The organism is Mesorhizobium sp. B2-4-3 (genome assembly GCF_006442815.1).
Classification (GTDB): domain Bacteria; phylum Pseudomonadota; class Alphaproteobacteria; order Rhizobiales; family Rhizobiaceae; genus Mesorhizobium.
In genome coordinates this window covers 81,981-98,168 of the sequence record NZ_VFVL01000023.1, presented here as the reverse complement: position 1 = coordinate 98,168, position 16,188 = coordinate 81,981, and the positions used below count along the sequence as shown (strand labels likewise).

Annotated in this window: 19 protein-coding genes; 10 read left to right on the top strand and 9 right to left on the bottom strand. The window is 64.0% G+C overall.

Features of this window, described 5'->3' with window-relative positions; all coding sequences use genetic code 11:
- Window positions 1-129: 129 nt before the first annotated feature.
- From rho to hemE, 3 genes are all read right to left on the bottom strand, one after another.
- Window positions 130-1,395 (bottom strand): transcription termination factor Rho, encoded by a 1,266-nt coding sequence (gene rho, locus FJ956_RS21035; RefSeq protein ID WP_140684680.1) that lies wholly within the window; start codon window positions 1,393-1,395, stop codon window positions 130-132.
- A gap of 178 nt (window positions 1,396-1,573) precedes the next feature.
- On the bottom strand, window positions 1,574-2,137 hold the full coding sequence (gene hemJ / locus FJ956_RS21030) for a protoporphyrinogen oxidase HemJ (protein WP_140684679.1): 564 nt from the start codon (window positions 2,135-2,137) through the stop codon (window positions 1,574-1,576).
- Window positions 2,134-3,162 (bottom strand): uroporphyrinogen decarboxylase, encoded by a 1,029-nt coding sequence (gene hemE / locus FJ956_RS21025; RefSeq protein WP_140684678.1) that lies wholly within the window; start codon window positions 3,160-3,162, stop codon window positions 2,134-2,136. Before hemE ends, hemJ begins: the two co-directional genes overlap by 4 nt.
- Window positions 3,163-3,565: 403 nt before the next feature.
- On the opposite strand from hemE, the gene FJ956_RS21020 reads away from it, so the two are divergent.
- From FJ956_RS21020 to dnaQ, 5 genes are all read left to right on the top strand, one after another.
- Window positions 3,566-4,387: a pyruvate, water dikinase regulatory protein gene (locus tag FJ956_RS21020; protein WP_140684677.1), complete on the top strand. Its 822-nt coding sequence runs from the start codon at window positions 3,566-3,568 to the stop codon at window positions 4,385-4,387.
- A gap of 179 nt (window positions 4,388-4,566) precedes the next feature.
- Window positions 4,567-5,166, top strand: coding sequence for a Maf-like protein (locus tag FJ956_RS21015; RefSeq protein WP_140684676.1), 600 nt, complete (start codon window positions 4,567-4,569; stop codon window positions 5,164-5,166).
- A complete protein-coding gene (locus FJ956_RS21010; RefSeq protein WP_140684675.1) occupies window positions 5,159-5,995 on the top strand; it encodes a shikimate dehydrogenase in 837 nt (278 codons plus the stop codon). The genes FJ956_RS21015 and FJ956_RS21010 overlap by 8 nt, the downstream gene beginning before the upstream one ends.
- Window positions 5,992-6,597 carry a dephospho-CoA kinase gene (coaE, locus tag FJ956_RS21005; protein ID WP_140684674.1) on the top strand — a complete coding sequence of 202 codons (606 nt, stop codon included), beginning with the start codon at window positions 5,992-5,994 and terminating at the stop codon, window positions 6,595-6,597. The genes FJ956_RS21010 and coaE overlap by 4 nt, the downstream gene beginning before the upstream one ends.
- Before the next feature lie 95 nt (window positions 6,598-6,692).
- Window positions 6,693-7,397 carry a DNA polymerase III subunit epsilon gene (dnaQ, locus tag FJ956_RS21000; protein ID WP_140684673.1) on the top strand — a complete coding sequence of 235 codons (705 nt, stop codon included), beginning with the start codon at window positions 6,693-6,695 and terminating at the stop codon, window positions 7,395-7,397.
- A gap of 318 nt (window positions 7,398-7,715) precedes the next feature.
- Here the strand turns inward: dnaQ and secB are convergent, their stop codons facing one another.
- Window positions 7,716-8,225 (bottom strand): protein-export chaperone SecB, encoded by a 510-nt coding sequence (gene secB, locus FJ956_RS20995; RefSeq protein WP_140684672.1) that lies wholly within the window; start codon window positions 8,223-8,225, stop codon window positions 7,716-7,718.
- 176 nt (window positions 8,226-8,401) lie between these two features.
- Window positions 8,402-8,896 carry an FxsA family protein gene (locus FJ956_RS20990; protein ID WP_140684671.1) on the bottom strand — a complete coding sequence of 165 codons (495 nt, stop codon included), beginning with the start codon at window positions 8,894-8,896 and terminating at the stop codon, window positions 8,402-8,404.
- 201 nt (window positions 8,897-9,097) lie between these two features.
- On the opposite strand from FJ956_RS20990, the gene FJ956_RS20985 reads away from it, so the two are divergent.
- The 4 genes from FJ956_RS20985 to FJ956_RS20970 are packed head-to-tail and all read left to right on the top strand — an operon-like array spanning window position 9,098 to window position 11,829.
- The gene (locus tag FJ956_RS20985; RefSeq protein WP_140684670.1) at window positions 9,098-9,805 is read left to right on the top strand and encodes a Tim44/TimA family putative adaptor protein; all 708 of its coding nucleotides are present in this window, start codon (window positions 9,098-9,100) and stop codon (window positions 9,803-9,805) included.
- Between the two features lie 23 nt (window positions 9,806-9,828).
- Window positions 9,829-10,935, top strand: coding sequence for a murein transglycosylase A (locus FJ956_RS20980; protein WP_140684669.1), 1,107 nt, complete (start codon window positions 9,829-9,831; stop codon window positions 10,933-10,935).
- Window positions 10,932-11,456: a Smr/MutS family protein gene (locus tag FJ956_RS20975; protein ID WP_140684668.1), complete on the top strand. Its 525-nt coding sequence runs from the start codon at window positions 10,932-10,934 to the stop codon at window positions 11,454-11,456. The genes FJ956_RS20980 and FJ956_RS20975 overlap by 4 nt, the downstream gene beginning before the upstream one ends.
- Window positions 11,457-11,466: 10 nt before the next feature.
- A complete protein-coding gene (locus FJ956_RS20970) occupies window positions 11,467-11,829 on the top strand; it encodes a helix-turn-helix transcriptional regulator (RefSeq protein ID WP_140684667.1) in 363 nt (120 codons plus the stop codon).
- 255 nt (window positions 11,830-12,084) lie between these two features.
- On the opposite strand, the gene FJ956_RS20965 is transcribed toward FJ956_RS20970, so the two are convergent.
- The 3 genes from FJ956_RS20965 to FJ956_RS20955 form a co-directional block, all read right to left on the bottom strand.
- Window positions 12,085-12,702: a transglutaminase-like cysteine peptidase gene (locus tag FJ956_RS20965; protein ID WP_140684666.1), complete on the bottom strand. Its 618-nt coding sequence runs from the start codon at window positions 12,700-12,702 to the stop codon at window positions 12,085-12,087.
- Between the two features lie 193 nt (window positions 12,703-12,895).
- Window positions 12,896-14,173: a polyhydroxyalkanoate depolymerase gene (locus FJ956_RS20960; RefSeq protein ID WP_140684665.1), complete on the bottom strand. Its 1,278-nt coding sequence runs from the start codon at window positions 14,171-14,173 to the stop codon at window positions 12,896-12,898.
- A 306-nt stretch (window positions 14,174-14,479) separates the two neighbouring features.
- Window positions 14,480-14,842, bottom strand: a complete 363-nt coding sequence (locus FJ956_RS20955; protein ID WP_095767965.1) for a septal ring lytic transglycosylase RlpA family protein — start codon at window positions 14,840-14,842, stop codon at window positions 14,480-14,482.
- Window positions 14,843-15,152: 310 nt separating this feature from the next.
- On the opposite strand from FJ956_RS20955, the gene FJ956_RS20950 reads away from it, so the two are divergent.
- Entirely contained in the window at window positions 15,153-15,338 is a 186-nt protein-coding gene (locus FJ956_RS20950) for a hypothetical protein (RefSeq protein ID WP_140684664.1), read from the top strand.
- A gap of 46 nt (window positions 15,339-15,384) precedes the next feature.
- Here FJ956_RS20950 and FJ956_RS20945 read toward each other — a convergent pair whose 3' ends face one another.
- Entirely contained in the window at window positions 15,385-16,182 is a 798-nt protein-coding gene (locus FJ956_RS20945; RefSeq protein WP_140684663.1) for an ATP-binding cassette domain-containing protein, read from the bottom strand.
- Window positions 16,183-16,188: the final 6 nt, after the last annotated feature.

Below are 16,188 nucleotides of genomic sequence, written 5' to 3'. Positions count from 1 at the left end.
ACGACATGGGGCGGAAAAGTTCATCCATCACTCTTGACCACGGTCATAAGAGGGTCTGCGCGCGTCGCTTCGCTCCTTGCTCCGCCCTAGAATGACGAAGAAAGGGGGCGGACTACCGCGCCCCTCCAATCACGTGTTCATCGAATCGAAGAAGTCGGCGTTGGTCTTGGTCTGCTTGAGCTTGTCGATGAGGAACTCGATCGCGTCGGTCGTGCCCATCGGCGCGAGGATGCGGCGCAGCACGAAGATCTTCTGCAGGTCCGCGCGCGGCACCAGCAGGTCCTCCTTGCGGGTGCCCGACTTGAGGATGTCCATCGCCGGATAGATGCGCTTGTCGGCCACCTTGCGGTCGAGCTGGATCTCGCAGTTGCCGGTGCCCTTGAACTCTTCGAAGATGACCTCGTCCATGCGGCTGCCGGTATCGATCAGCGCCGTGGCGATGATGGTCAGCGAGCCGCCTTCCTCGATGTTGCGGGCGGCGCCGAAGAAACGCTTCGGGCGCTGCAGCGCATTGGCGTCGACACCGCCGGTCAGCACCTTGCCGGATGACGGCACGACGGTGTTGTAGGCGCGGCCGAGACGCGTGATCGAATCGAGCAGGATGACCACGTCGCGGCCGTGCTCGACCAGGCGCTTGGCCTTCTCGATCACCATTTCGGCGACCTGCACGTGGCGCGCCGCCGGCTCGTCGAAGGTCGAGGAGATCACCTCGCCCTTCACCGAGCGCTGCATGTCGGTCACTTCCTCCGGACGCTCGTCGATCAAAAGCACGATCAGATAGCATTCCGGATGGTTGGCGGTGATCGAATGGGCGATGTTCTGCATCAGCACCGTCTTGCCGGTGCGCGGCTGCGCGTTGATCAGCGCGCGCTGGCCCTTGCCGATCGGCGCGACCAGGTCGATCACGCGCGGCGAGATGTCCTTGGAGGTCGAATTGTCGACCTCCATCTTCAGCCGCTTGGTCGGATAGAGCGGCGTCAGATTGTCGAAGTGGATCTTGTGACGGATCTTTTCCGGATCGTCGAAATTGATGGTGTTGACCTTGAGCAGCGCGAAATAGCGCTCGCCCTCTTTCGGGCTGCGGATCGGTCCCTCGACCGTATCGCCGGTCTTGAGCGAAAAGCGCCTGATCTGCGACGGCGAGATATAGATGTCGTCGGGACCCGGCAGGTAGTTTGCGTTGGCCGAGCGCAGGAAGCCGAAACCGTCCTGCAGCACCTCGACCACGCCGTCGCCGATGATCTCGATATCCTGGGCGGCGAGCTTCTTCAGGATCGCGAACATCAGCTCCTGCTTGCGCATGACGCTGGCGTTCTCCACCTCGAGCGTCTCGGCATAAGCGATCAGCTCTGGCGGCTTCTTGTTCTTGAACTCTGCGAGTTTCATTTCTTGCATTAGATAGACTCTGGGTAGGCTTTGGGGAGGAAAATCGGCTGAATACGACAAATGCCGGGCGCGGCCGAAAGCGAGTGAAAGGGGCGGCGCATGACGGGAAGGAAGACCCGTCTTTTATCGTCGCTCGCCTGAAAGAGCAAGCCGCCTTTTGCGGGACCTGGCCGGTTCCGGGAAAGCCTCAGAACGGCTTCACGACAACCAGGATGACGATGACGATCATCAGCAATGTGGGGATCTCGTTGACGATCCGCCAGTGCCGCGCCGGTTTTTCATTCTTGTCCTCGGCGAATTTCCGGACCGCGGCGGCGAGATAGCCATGCAGACCCGAAAGCACGAGCACCAGCGCGATCTTGGCGTGCAGCCAGCCGCCTTCGAAATGGAAGATCTTCCAGGCCATCCACAGGCCGAACACCCAGGTCACGATCATCGCCGGGTTGATGATGCCTCGCAGCAGCCGTCGCTCCATCACCTTGAAGGTCTCGGACTGCACCGAGCCTTTCTCGGCATCGACGTGATAGACGAAGAGCCGCGGCAGATAGAGCATGCCGGCCATCCAGGCGATGACGGCAATCACATGGATCGCCTTGGCCCAGGGGTAGAAGCCGTCGCCCGCCACGAAATAGAGCAGCGCGGTCAGCACGACGAGCAAGACAATGCCGATCGCCATGCGCTTCATCGCCTGGCCAATGCTGTTCTCACTGCTCGTGCTGTTCCCACTGCTTGCGCTGTTCTCATTGCTCATCGGCGGCTCCTCACCATTTTCACCATCGCCTCGACATGCGACACCGGCGTCTCCGGCGTGATGCCGTGGCCGAGATTGAAGATCAGCGGCCCACCACCCAAAGTTCCTAGAATCGCATCGACGCCGTCGGCCAGCGCCTTGCCGCCGGCGACCAGACGCAGCGGATCGAGATTGCCTTGCACCGCTCCTTCGCGCTGCAAGTCCTTCGCCATCGACAGCGGCACGGTCCAGTCGAGGCCGAGACCGGCAATACCGGTCTTCCTCCTGTAGTCGCGATAGCGCTCGCCAGCGCCCTTCGGAAAACCGATCACTGGCACGTTCGGGTGAGCCGCATTCACCTGCCGGACGATCTCGGCCACCGGCTCGACGCAGAAGGCCTCGAAGGACGGTTCGTCCAGCACGCCCGACCACGAATCGAAAATCTGCACCGCATCGGCGCCGGCTTCGATCTGGCGAATGAGATAGGCGGCCGAGTGGTCGGCCAGAATCTTCAGAAGCCGTGCGAAGGCCTCGGGCTCGCGATAGGCGAACAGCCGGGCAGGGCCCTGGTCGGGCGTGCCGTGCCCGGCAATCATATAGGTCGCCACCGTCCAGGGCGCGCCGCAGAAGCCGAGCAGCGTCGTCCCGTCGGGCAGTTTTGCGCGCAACCGCCGCACCGTCTCGTAGACCGGTTCGAGATTCACGTGAAACATGTCGCCGTTCAGCGCGGGAATCTCCGATGCCGTGATCGGCTTCAGGATCGGGCCGCGGCCCTCTTCGAAGCGGACATCCCGCCCCAAGGCGTTGGGCACGACGAGAATGTCGGAGAACAGGATCGAGGCGTCGAAGCCGAAGCGTTCGATCGGCTGCAGCGTCACCTCGACGGCAAGGTCCGGATCGTAGCATAGATCGAGGAAGGATCCGGCCCGCTTCCTGGTCTCCCGGTATTCGGGAAGATAGCGGCCCGCCTGACGCATCATCCAGAGCGGCGGCGGTGCAACCGTCTCGCCCTTGAGGACGTCCAGAATGATCCGTTTCGCAGCCATTTGGCGCTGTCCCCTCCGGGTGTCTCTTAAATCAAATATCTATTTTAAAAGAGTCTTCTGATTCTAAGAGTCTGTTGGTTGTGATGGTTGCGACCTGTCCAGCTTGCGAGCCGAAAAGGCCAGTCAGCATATTGTCGCGTGCTCGCTTTCGCAATTTGGAGGGATCTGGGGACGAAGCGGATTCAGGCTTTGGAGTCAAAAGCTTGGCTTTTCGGGTCTGGACTTCCCGCTGTGGACGAAATCGGCCAGGAAAAGTTGATCCCCGGTTTTGTCCCCAGCGCCGCGACAAAGCCTACAGCGGGTCGAATTGTGGACAAGCGGCCATCTGATACAGTCGCTTCCCGACCCGAGGCCTGCCCATCCAGCCTTGTCCACAATTGCCCACAGCCTGGACCCATCCCCTGTGAACAAACCTCAGAGCTTCTTCCACCTGCATCTGATCTCCGACGCCACCGGCGAGACGCTGCTCGCGGCCGGCCGCGCGGCGTCCGCGCAATACAAGGACGCGCGGGCCATCGAGCACATCTATCCGCTGATCCGCACGGAAAAGCAGATCGCCAAGGTCTTCGAGGATATCGAGGAAGAGCCCGGCATCATTCTCTATACGGTGGTCGACCAGAAGCTGGCGCGCTCGATCGATGAGCGCTGCGCGGCGATGGGCCTGCCTTGCGTGTCGGTGCTGGAGCCGGTGCTGACGGTCTTCCAGTCCTATCTCGGCACGCCGGCCGGCCGCCGCGTCGGCGCCCAGCACGTGCTCGACGCCGAATATTTCCGCCGCATCGATGCCTTGAACTTCACCATGGAGCATGATGATGGCCAGCTGCCGGCCAATATGGACGATGCCGATATCGTGCTGATCGGCATCTCTCGCACCTCGAAGACGCCGACCTCGATCTATCTCGCCAATCGCGGCATCAAGACCGCCAACATCCCGATCGTGCTCGGCGTGCCGCTGCCCGAAAGCCTGATCGCCGCCAAGAGGCCCTTGGTCGTCGGCCTCATCGCCACGGCCGAACGCATCTCGCATGTGAGGCAAAACCGCATCCTCGGCAACAGCGCCGCCTTCGTGCCGACCGACTATGTCGACCGCGCCGCCATCAGCGAGGAGCTCGCCTACGCCCGCCAGCTCTGCACCAGGCATGGCTGGCCGATGATCGATGTCAGCCGCCGCTCCATCGAGGAAACGGCCGCGGCGATCGTTGCCCTGCGGGGCAAGACGCGCTAACGGAGATTTGCCGAGACGCCGGCCGCTTCGTCATCCTAGGGCGGAGCAAGGAGCGAAGCGACGCGGCGTAGACCCTAGGATGACGAAGTTCGTAAAGCTTTGGCCATTCTCCAAAGTTTGTGCTGGCCCCAGACAAACGATGGGTCAACAGCGTCAGGAAGCTGGTTGGGCGAAACATCATGGCCGAGAAAATCATACTCGCTTCGGGCAGTCCCTACCGCAAGGCGATGCTCGTCAGCGCCGGCCTCGACATCGAGGCGGTGCCGGCAAATGTCGACGAGCGCGCGCTCGAGGCTCCGCTGAAGGACAGCGGCGCCTCGCCGGAGGATGTCGCGTCGATCCTGGCCGAGGCCAAGGCGACCGAGGTCAGCGAGCGCAAGCCAGGCGCCCTGGTGCTCGGCTGCGACCAGACGCTGTCGCTGGGCGACGAGATCTTTCACAAGCCCGCCGACATGGAGGGCGCGCGGAGACATCTGCTCGCCTTGTCCGGCAAGACGCATCAATTGAACAGCGCCGCCGTGCTTTGCCGCGACGGCGAGGTGCTGTGGCGCCATGTCGGCGTCGCCAGCCTCACCATGCGCAAGCTCGATCCCGCCTTCATCGGCCGGCATCTGGCGCGGGTCGGCGCCAAGGCGCTGTCCAGCGTCGGCGCCTACCAGGTCGAGGGCGAAGGCATCCAGCTGTTCGAGAAGATCGAGGGCGATTATTTCACCATCGTCGGCCTGCCGCTTTTGCCGGTGCTGAAGGAGCTGCGCGAACTGGGAGCTATCGATGGCTGAGAAAAAGGCCTTCGTCACGGGACATCCGATCGCGCATTCGCGCTCACCGAAGATCCACGGCCATTGGCTGGCGCAATACGGCATCGACGGCAGCTATGAGGCGATCGACGTCGCGCCGGATGATTTCGCGTCCTTCCTCAAGGCGCTTGCCGACAATGGTTTTCGCGGCGGCAATGTCACCATCCCGCACAAGGAGGCGGCCTTCGCCGGCGTCGCCCGCCGCGATCACGCGGCCGACGCGATCGGCGCGGTCAACACACTATGGTTCGAGGATGGCATTCTGTGTGGCGGCAACACCGACGGCTACGGCTTTGCCGCCAACCTCGACCAGTATGCGCCCGGCTGGGCGACCAATGGCCCGGCCGTGGTGCTCGGCGCCGGCGGGGCTTCGCGCGCGGTCATCCATGCGCTGAAGGAGCGCGCAGTGAAGGATATCCGCATCGTCAACCGGACGCTCGCGAGAGCCGAGGACCTCGGGCGCCATTTTGGCGCCGGCATCTCGGCGCATGGCGCCGATGCGCTCGGCGAGCTGCTTGCCGATGCCGGCCTGCTCATCAACACCACCTCGCTCGGCATGCATGGCAATGAAACCTTGGCCGCCGATCCGGGCGCGTTGCCGGACCACGCCATCGTCACCGACATTGTCTATGTGCCGCTGGAGACGCCTTTGCTCGCCGCCGCCAGGGCGCGTGGGCTGAAGATCGTCGACGGACTGGGCATGCTTCTGCATCAGGCGGTGCCCGGTTTCGAACGCTGGTTCGGCAGGAAGCCCGACGTTACGTCCGAATTGCGGCGCATGATCGTCGCCGACATCGAGGGCCATCGATGATAGTGCTTGGCCTCACCGGATCGATCGGCATGGGCAAATCCGCCACGGCGAAAATGTTCGCCGAGGCCGGCGTGCCGGTGCATGATTCCGACGAGACCGTGCATCGCCTCTATTCCGGCAAGGCGGCTCCCCTTGTCGAGGCAGCCTTCCCGGGCACGACGCAGGCGGGCGCGGTCGATCGGGTCAACCTCGCCGCAAAAGTGCTCGCCGATCCGGCCGCGCTGAAGAGGCTCGAGGCAATCATTCACCCGCTGGTGCGCGCCGACGCCGACGCGTTTCTCGCAACGCATCGCGCCGCCGGCGCGCCGCTCGCCGTGCTCGACATCCCGCTCTTGTTCGAGACCGGCGGCCGCGGCCGCGTCGACAAGGTGGTGGTCGTCACCGCCTCGCCCGAGATCCAGCGTGAGCGCGTGCTCGCCAGGCCGGGCATGAGCGAGGAGAAGTTTTCCTCGATCCTCGCCAAGCAGGTGCCCGACGCCGAAAAGCGCCGCCAGGCCGATTTCATCATCGACACCGGCCATGGCTTCGACGCCGCGCGGAAGGCGGTCGAGGCGATCGTCGCCGAACTCTCGGGGGATAAGCCGGGATCGTCTCCCTCCTGACTCTTGCTGTCAGCAGCCGCCATTGCCATTTTTCGCCGAAGCACGATGCTGCCCCGTGCCAAGGACAACTGATTCGCCAAAACCTGCTGATTCGAATGCGTGAGATCATTTTCGATACGGAAACCACCGGCCTCGATTTGCGCGACGACCGCATCATCGAACTCGGCGGCGTCGAGCTGGTCAACCGCTTCCCGACCGGCCGCACCTTCCACAAATTCATCAATCCGCAAGGGCGCGCGATCCATGCCGAGGCGCAGGCCGTGCATGGCATCAGCGCCGCCGACCTTGCCGGCAAGCCGACCTTCGCCGAAATCGCGCAGGAATGGCTGGACTTCACCGACGGCGCCAAGCTGATCGCGCACAACGCCACCTTCGATATCGGCTTCCTCAATATCGAGTTCAGCCGGCTCGACCAGGCAGCCATCGATCCCGGCCGCATCGTCGACACGCTGGCGCTGGCGCGCCGCAAGCATCCGATGGGGCCGAACTCGCTCGATGCGCTCTGCCGTCGTTACGGCATCGACAACACCCGCCGCACCAAGCACGGCGCGCTGCTCGACTCCGAACTGCTGGCCGAGGTCTATATCGAGCTGATCGGCGGCAAGCAGGCGGCGCTGGTGCTGGAGTCCGTGGCGGTGCACATGAACGGCGCCGGCGAGGTGGCCGACATCGACATCTCGATCGGCGCCCGGCCGATTGTGCTGCCGTCGCGGTTGAGCGAAGCGGATCGCGCGGCGCATGCCGGGCTGGTTTCGACGCTGGGTGAAAAGGCGCTGTGGCTGAAAGTGGCGGTGGGTTGAGCGGGCGCGCTAGCGCCAACCGACGCGATTAGCCGAATCCCCCGTGACGTCGTCATACTCGGGCTTGACCCGAGTATCCATGCCGTGACCGTCGCCGTAGAGCGCAACGGTGTAGAATTCTGTAACCGCCGCAACGCCTTGGCGTCACGGCATGGATTCCAGGGTCTGCGCGCGTCGCTCCGCTCCTTGCTCCGCCCTGGAATGACGACCGGGATGTAGGCCACGGCCAATCGCGAAGGCCGGCGCTGTCCCGCCAGCATCCCCAACAAAAAAGCCCGGCGCGAAGCCGGGCTCTCGATACGGTTGCGCAGTTGAGCCTCAGCTCACCTGGACCTTGCCGGCCGCCGCCTGGTCCTCGGCGACGCGCTGCTGGAACATCTGCGCGAAATCGATCGGGTCGAGCATCAGCGGCGGGAAGCCGCCATTGCGGGTGGCGTCGGCGATGATCTGGCGGGCGAACGGGAACAGAAGCCGCGGGCATTCGATGAACAGCAGCGGCAGCATGTGCTCCTGCGGGAAGCCCGAGATGGCGAAGACGCCGCCATAGACCAGCTCGACATTGAACAGCACTTCCTGGTCGAAGGAGGCCTTGGCGTTCAGCGTCAGATTGACGTCGAACTGCTTGTCCGAGAGTGGGTTGGCGTTGACGTTGACATTGATGGCGATACCCGGAGCCTTGTCGCGGCCGCGCAGTGAATTCGGCGCGCCGGGGCTCTCGAAGGACAAGTCCTTCACATACTGGGCGAGCACATTGAGCGAGGGCTGGTTCTGGGTGCCGTTGCCGTTGCCGTTGGCGGCGCCGGTCGCGGCGTCATCGTTGCTGGCCATTAGCCTTTAAGTCCTTTTGCCTGGGCAGCATTGCTGACCGGATTGAAATCGCGGGTTCGCTACCATGGCCTGCCGGACAAAACAAGTTTTGCCGCCCTTATCGGCAGGAGGAACAGGACAGTGCAAACGCCGGGGATTGGCCGAAGCCTCCCAACCTCAATGGGGGCTTCGTCTGCCTAATCGTTCTTCAGCCGCCGCCAGGGTGAATTGTGGTCCGGCCGGTTCGGATAATCGTCGCGCGAATAGTCTGTGTCGTCGAGGTCGATGACAGTGTCGCGCCGGCGGGCCGAAAAGCCGCTGCTGAAGCTGGTCGCCATCACGATGCGGTTCTTGAGCAGGCGCCAGGCGAAGTCGCGCACCGGCGGCAGCAACAGAAGAATGGCGAAGATGTCGGTGATGAAGCCCGGGATGATCAAAAGGATCGCCGCCAGAACGATCATCGCGCCATGCGCGAGCTGGCGGCTGGGGTCGCGCCCGGCATCCATCTCGGTCCGCACCCGCGCCATGACGCCGAAACCCTGAAGCCGCAGCAGCAGGCTGCCGGCGACGCTGGACAGGATGACCAGCCCGACCGTCGCCAAAGCCCCGATCTCGCGGCCGACGACGACGAAGCCGGCGATCTCCAGCAGCGGCAGCAGGAGCAGGAACAGCGGGATGAACGAAATGCGCAAGTCTCGACCGATCGCTTTCTTCTTTTGCGGCGCTGGCGGACAATCGCCGCTGGCCTTGGTGCCCTTAGATAGGTATGGCTGCCTTTGATTTGAATGATTGCGCCTGCCGTTCTATATGCTTTGAGTGTTGAACGCTATGCGACCGCGGTCCCCCAGGGGTTACGCCGGTCCGGCACGGACAGGGATCGGTTGGCGGAAAATATGGGTTTCTTCGACTTCGGCACGATTTTCTTCCTGATTGCGGCGGTTGTGATCTTTTTCCAGCTGCGCAACGTGCTTGGACGTCGCACCGGAAACGAGCGTCCGCCCTTCGATCCCTATTCGGCGAGCCGCACGCGCGAGGCCGATGCGGCGCAAAAGCCTGAAAATGTGGTGTCGCTGCCGCGCAAGCGCGCGCCGGGTGAAACCGCGCCCGAGACCTATGCCGATATCGACGCCTTCGCCAAACCCGACACCGATCTCAACAAGGGCCTGCGCTCCATCAAGGACAATGATGCGGCCTTCGAGCCGAAGGGCTTCGTCGACGGCGCCAAGATGGCCTACGAGATGATCGTCATGGCCTATGCCGACGGCGACCGTAAGGCGCTGAAGAACCTGTTGTCGCGCGAAGTCTATGACGGTTTCGTCGCCGCGATCGGCGACCGCGAGGCCAAATCCGAAAAGATCCAGTCCTCCTTCGTCGGCATCGACAAGGCCGACATCGTCGCCGCCGAGATGAAGGGCTCGGAGGCGCATATCACGCTGCGCATCGTCTCCGAGCTGATCTCGGCGACCCGCGACAAGGCCGGCGCCGTCATCGACGGCGACCCGGAAACCGTGGCCGAGGTCAAGGATGTCTGGACCTTCGCCCGCGACACCCGCTCGCGCGACCCGAACTGGAAGCTCGTCGCCACCGAAGAAGAAGATTGAGATCAAGCGGCGGGGCCCAAGTCGTGCCGCTCTCTCCCACTTTCAGCGAAAAATCCTTTACCGACCTTCCGGGCTGGGGCGAGGATGATCATTGTGCGGCCTTCGCCGCATTTCGTCGCTCGGCCTTCCATGCCCCGGTAAAACCTTACCGTACCGGATCGCTCGGCGTCGATTTCAATGCTTTTGCCGAGGCCTATGCCGAGGCGCGCGCCGTTCCGGCGCCGAGCAGGTCCGAGGCGCGGTCCTTCTTCGAACGGCATTTCGTTCCCGCTCTGGTCGCGCCCGACAATGGCGGCGCTGGCCTCGTCACCGGTTTTTACGAACCCGAGGTCGAGGCCTCGCCGGTCAGGACCGGGCGGTTCACCGTGCCGCTGCTGTCCCGCCCCGCCGACCTGGTCGACATCGACGACGGCAACCGGCCGGCCGGAATGGATAGCTACCTGGCCTTCGCCCGCCGCACGGATGCTGCTCCGGTCGAATATTTCGACCGCGGCGAAATCGAGCGCGGCGCGCTCTCCGGCCGGAACCTCGAGATCGCCTGGCTCGCCGAAAAGGTCGATGCCTTCTTCATCCATGTGCAGGGCGCAGCCAGGCTGAAGATGACCGACGGCAGGCTCTGCCGCGTCACCTACGCCGCCAAGTCCGGCCAGCGCTTCACCGGCCCCGGCAAGACCTTGAGCGATCTCGGCGAGATCCCGCTGGAAAAAGTGACGATGCAGTCGATCCGCGCCTGGTTCAAGGCGCATCCCGACCGCGTCGACGAGATCCTGTGGCGGAACCGCTCCTACATCTTCTTCCGCGAGGCCACGGTCGACGATGCGGCGCTTGGGCCCATCGCCGCCGCCAAGGTGCCGCTGACGCCGGGGCGCTCGGTCGCGGTCGACCGCCTGCTGCACACATTCGGCACACCCTTCTATATCGACGCGCCGACGCTCACCGCCTTCGACCAAAAACCGTTCCGGCGGCTGATGATCGCGCAGGACACCGGCTCGGCCATCACCGGCCCGGCCCGCGGCGACCTCTTCGCCGGCTCGGGCGACGCCGCCGGCGAGATCGCAGGCGTGGTCCGCAACGCGGCCGATTTTTATGCCTTGGTTCCGCGCGGCTTGATCAGCGGAGGCCGCCTATGAGCCGCCGCGACGACCAGCTCAGCGACGACGACCGTATCCTGTGGAACCTGGTGGCGCGTTCGGCCCGGCCGCTGAAAGGCAAGACCGCCGTCGAGATCCCCGACATCATCGAGCCGAAGCCCGAGCCGGCAGCCGCTCCGGTCAATGGCGTTCCGGTCGCCGCGGCAAAACCCAAGCCGCAGCATGTCTCGCACGCGCTCGACGACCAGACGCTGCACAAGCTGAAAAAAGGCCGGCTGCCGATCGAGGGCCGCGTCGACCTGCACGGCATGACGCAGGACGAGGCCTATTCGCTGCTGCTCACCTTCCTCAACCGGGCGCATGCCGGCGGCATCCGTTACGTGCTGATCATCACCGGCAAGGGCTCGTCCTCCGGCGGCGACGGCATCCTGCGCCGCGCCGTTCCGGCCTGGCTGTCGACGCCGGCCTTCCGGCATCTTGTGTCCAGCCACGATCACGCCGCCCGCAACCATGGCGGCTCGGGCGCGCTCTATGTGCGGCTGCGGCGGATACGCGCATGAGCGGGCCGACATGACGCCGTTCGGCGAGAAGCTCAGGGCACTGCGTGCAGAACGCGGCGTCAGCCAGAAGGCGATGGCCGAGGCCATCGGCGTCAGCGCCGCCTATCTGTCGGCGCTCGAGCACGGCCGCCGCGGCGCGCCGACCTGGACGCTGATCCAGAAGATCATCGGCTATTTCAACATCATCTGGGACGACGCCGAGGACCTTGCCCGCCTCGCCGAAAGCTCGCACCCAAGGGTCAGGATCGACACGTCCGGCCTGTCGCCGGCGGCCACCGAGCTGGCCAACCTTTTGGCCGAGAGCATCGAGAGGTTGGATGAAGCGGAACTGCGCAAGATCACGGCATTGGTCCGGGCGGCGCTGAAGCGATAACTTGCCCGGATGACAACAGGTGGGGTTAGCCGAAGCGCCCGAACTTCGTCATCCACGGGCGGAGCGGGAGCGAAGCGGACGCGCAGACCCGAGGATCCATTCCGTGACCTCGCGCGAAGGGCAAAAACGGCGCAGACAGAGGTTCATTCTGCATCGCCGTGACGCTTACAGGTAACGGAATGGATTCTAGGGTCTGCGCGCGTCGCTTCGCTCCTTGCTCCGCCCTAGAATGACGAAACTGAGATGCGCCGGCTTCTACTGCACCGAGCCCACAAGCACCGCCTGGCCGTCGCGGATCGAGACCCAGCGTCCGGTGTTGTCGATCGCCTGGCGCTTGAGGAAGCGGTAGCCGGTCGCGTCCCACGCCTTGACCTTGTCGGTCAGGTTGTCGAGCACGTAGTCGCCCTTGTCGGTGCGCACCGTCAGCACCGAATGGCCTTCGCCGTCCGGCTTGCGCACGACGGTGATCAGAAGATCGGCCAGCGACATGCCCAGGCGGTAGAGCTGGCGGCGCTTTTCCAGCACATAGTCCTCGCAGTCGCCATAGCCGTCGTCCGGATAGGCCCAGACTTCGTCCTTGCCGTAGTGATCGAGATCGCTCAAGGGCTTGACGACGGCGTTGACCTTGGCGCTCACGCTGATCAGCCTGCGCCACAGACCGTCGGTCATCCTGGCCGGATCGAGATTGGTCGGGCGGATGTTGCATTCGTTCGGATGCGATTTGCAGAAATCATAGTGGCCGATCGGCTGTGAGGTCAGCCCGCCCGTGGCCATCGCGCCCGCCGCCCAGGCAGGCACAGCCCAATGCGCAGAGATCGCCAGTCCTGCGACCGCACACAAACGCAGAATCCGCGTCATCGCTGAGGAAGTCATTGTCCCCGCCGCCCTGTTCTTTATTAACGAAACGTTAAAGGCGATTTACAGTCCGTGTCAATTGGAGACGACGGCCAGTTTGACGGCATGGTTACCTGGACGATCCCGTAGCGGCACTTTCGCAACAGGGACACCGGCGCAACACGGCCGGCCGCCAGGATGGCGGCAGGACCGGAAAGGCTCCAGCTCGCAATCAGCTCTTAGCGGAGCGGACCAGTTTCGGCTTCGCCGCCACGCGGTGCTGGCGGCCATAGCTGGAAACGAAGTCGACGATGCGCGGCACGATCTCCGAGCGGAAGCGCGAGCCGTTGAAGACGCCGTAATGGCCGACGGCCGGCTGCATGTAATGGACATGCCTGTCGGCGGGAATGTTGACACACAGATCATGCGCGGCCTGGGTCTGGCCGAGTCCTGAAATGTCGTCGTTCTCGCCCTCGATGGTGAGCAGCGCGACGTTGCGGATCGCCGCGCAGTCGACCGGCTCGCCGCGATGCTTCATCTCGCCTTTCGGCAGAGCGTGGCGCACGAACACGGTGTCGACCGTCTGCAGGTAGAATTCCGCCGTCAGGTCCATCACCGCCAGATATTCGTCATAGAAGTCGCGGTGCTTTTCGGCGTTGTCGCCGTCATGCTTCACAAGGTGCATGAAGAAGTCCTTGTGGGCGATGATGTGGCGGTCGAGATTCATGCTCATGAAGCCCGAAAGCTGCAGGAAGCCCGGATAGACCATGCGGCCGAAGCCCGGCACCGGCCAGGGCGCCTGCATCACGACATTGTCGCGGAACCAGTCGATGCCTTTTTCCTTCGCCAGAAGATTGACCGCGGTCGGGTTGCGGCGCGTGTCGACCGGGCCGCCCATCAACGTCATGGTAGCGGGCACGAAGGGATCGCCGCGCTTTTCCATCAGCGCCACCGCCGCCAGCACCGGCACCGAAGGCTGGCACACGGCCATCACATGCGTGTCGGGGCCGAGCGCGTGGAACATCTCGATGACATAGTCGATGTAGTCGTCGAGATCGAAGCTGCCTTGCGCCACCGGCACCATGCGGGCATCGACCCAGTCAGTGATGTGCACGTCGGCATGGGGCAGCATCGCCTCGACCGTGCCGCGCAGCAGCGTCGCGTAATGGCCAGACATCGGCGCCACGATCAAAAGCTTGGGGTCCGGCTTGCGGCCGGTGGGCAGCGCGCGCTCGAAACGGATCAGGTTGCAGAACGGCTTCGACCAGACCGTCTTTTCCGTGACGGCGACGCTTTTCCAGTCGACCGTGGTCTTGTCCAGGCCGAATTGCGGCTTGCCGTAGCGGCGGGTGGTCCGCTCGAAGAGCTCCGCGGTCGCCGCGACCGAGCGGCCGAAGGGGGTGTGGGAAATCGGATTGAGCGGGTTGGAGTAGAAGAGCCGCACCGCGTCGGCATAGAGGCGGGCCGGCTGCAGCGCCGCATGGTTCATTTCGTAGAGCTGGTAGAACATCGCGAGCCCCGCTGCCGTCCGGCGACCAAAAGGACGACGGACAGCGCCGAGCCTTGAATGTCTCCCGGCGAGGTTAGCAAGATATTGTTGCGATGCAATACGTCATTTTGTCTGACGAATGCTTCTTTGGTTCAACCTGTTGAAAATCGGCCTTGAGCGGGCGAGCCGGCTCAATGTGCGCTGCAGAAATGTGAAGGATATGTGTCCGGCACCTCATGCCGGACACCGGCCATGATCCGCAACCGTGAAATCAGCGCATACGCCGGGGATTGGTTGAAGCCGCCCAACGATCGCGATGGGTGTGTATCAGACGCGCGCCATGCAGACGGCGGTATGGCCCGAGCCGATGAAGCCCAGCTGGCCGGCGGCGCCGCGGGAAAGATCGAGCATGCGTCCCTTCACGAACGGACCGCGATCGTTGATGCGCACGACAACGCTGCGGCCGTTGTTCTTGTTGGTGACCCTGAGCTTGGTGCCGAAGGGCAAGGAGCGATGGGCGGCAGTCAGTGCCGAGGGGTTCATGCGTTCCCCTGAGGCGGTTCTGGAATGCAGCGCATACCAGGAAGCGCGGCCGCACTGCGCGGCGGCGGAGGAAGCGGACGAGGCGCCGGCCATCAGGCCAGCCGCGATCGTTACCGCGACAAGCGCGGTCTGGTTGGTTTTCTTCATGCTTTGGGGGTGGCTCCGTTAGAGGTAGGCCCCGCCGTTAAGTGCCGAATGAGGCGGGAAATGCGGCATTGATCTGGCGGTTCCATGGCGACGGCACACGTTTGGAGTCGCCGCGAAACAGTTTGTCATGATATTTCCGGCACCGGTAAGGCGTATTCTCAATGAATATCGGACCGATATCCGGATCGTTCCGGCCAACATCGGTCGTCAGGATTTGAAGTACAGGGGGACGGAACTGCTTCGGTTCCTCGGCGTCTTTTGTTGCGTCCCCATTGCCGTTCAGGATCGACTTCCGGAGAGGGTCAAGCCGATGCGATTGATCAGGTTTGTGCTGGCGCTGATTGTGCTGGGGTTGGGTGCGCTGTGGTCGCTGCAAGGTCTCGGCCTCGTCGGGGGCAGCTTCATGACCGGCCAGACGCAATGGCTCTATATCGGCCTCGTCACCATGTTGGCCGGCATTGTCGGGCTGCGCTGGGCGAACCGCTCGCGCATCTGACCTTGCGCATGTGATTTGTGATTCGCCGGCGCGCGGCCGGCGCCGCTCAACCTCGGCCGAACAGATGATCCAGGATGGCGCCCTCGATCCGGGCAAGCTCCGCCGAGCCGTGCCGGCGGGGCCGCGCCACCGGCACGTCGAGATCGAGAGCGATCCGGCCTTCGCCGATCACCACGACGCGGTCGGCGAGCGCCACGGCTTCGCCGACATCATGCGTCACCAGCACGGCGGTGAACCTCTGGTTGAGCCATATCCGTTCCAGAAGCTGCTGCATCTCGATACGGGTCAGCGCGTCCAGCGCGCCGAGCGGCTCATCGAGCGCCAGGATCTGCGGCTGGCCGACCAGGGCGCGGGCAAGCGCCACACGCTGCTTCTGGCCGCCCGACAGCACCGAAGGCCACTCATCGGCGCGATCGGCCAGCCCGACCTCGGCCAGCATGGCAAGCGCCCGCTGCCTGGCCTCGGTGCCGCCGGCGATGCCGGTCAGTCCGATCTCGACATTTCTCACCACGCTCATCCAGGGCAGCAAGCGCGGTTCCTGGAACATGAAGCGCGTGCGGCTGTGGCCTTCCTCGCCGGCGCCCAAGGTCAGCGAACCGCTGCTCGGACGGTCGAGCCCGGCGAGCAGACGAAGCAGCGTGCTCTTGCCGCAGCCGCTCTTGCCGATGACAGCCACGAATTGCCCGGCCCGCACGTCGAGGTCGATGCCGTCGAGCACGATCTTGTCGCCGAAGCGTTTTCCGACCTCCTTGAACGCGAAGGCCCGGCGGCCTTCGACCGAGCCGATCGGCCGCGCCGGCGTGGCGACGAGGGAGCGTGCGGCGGTGAGGGTGGCGGCCGGCATCTTGTT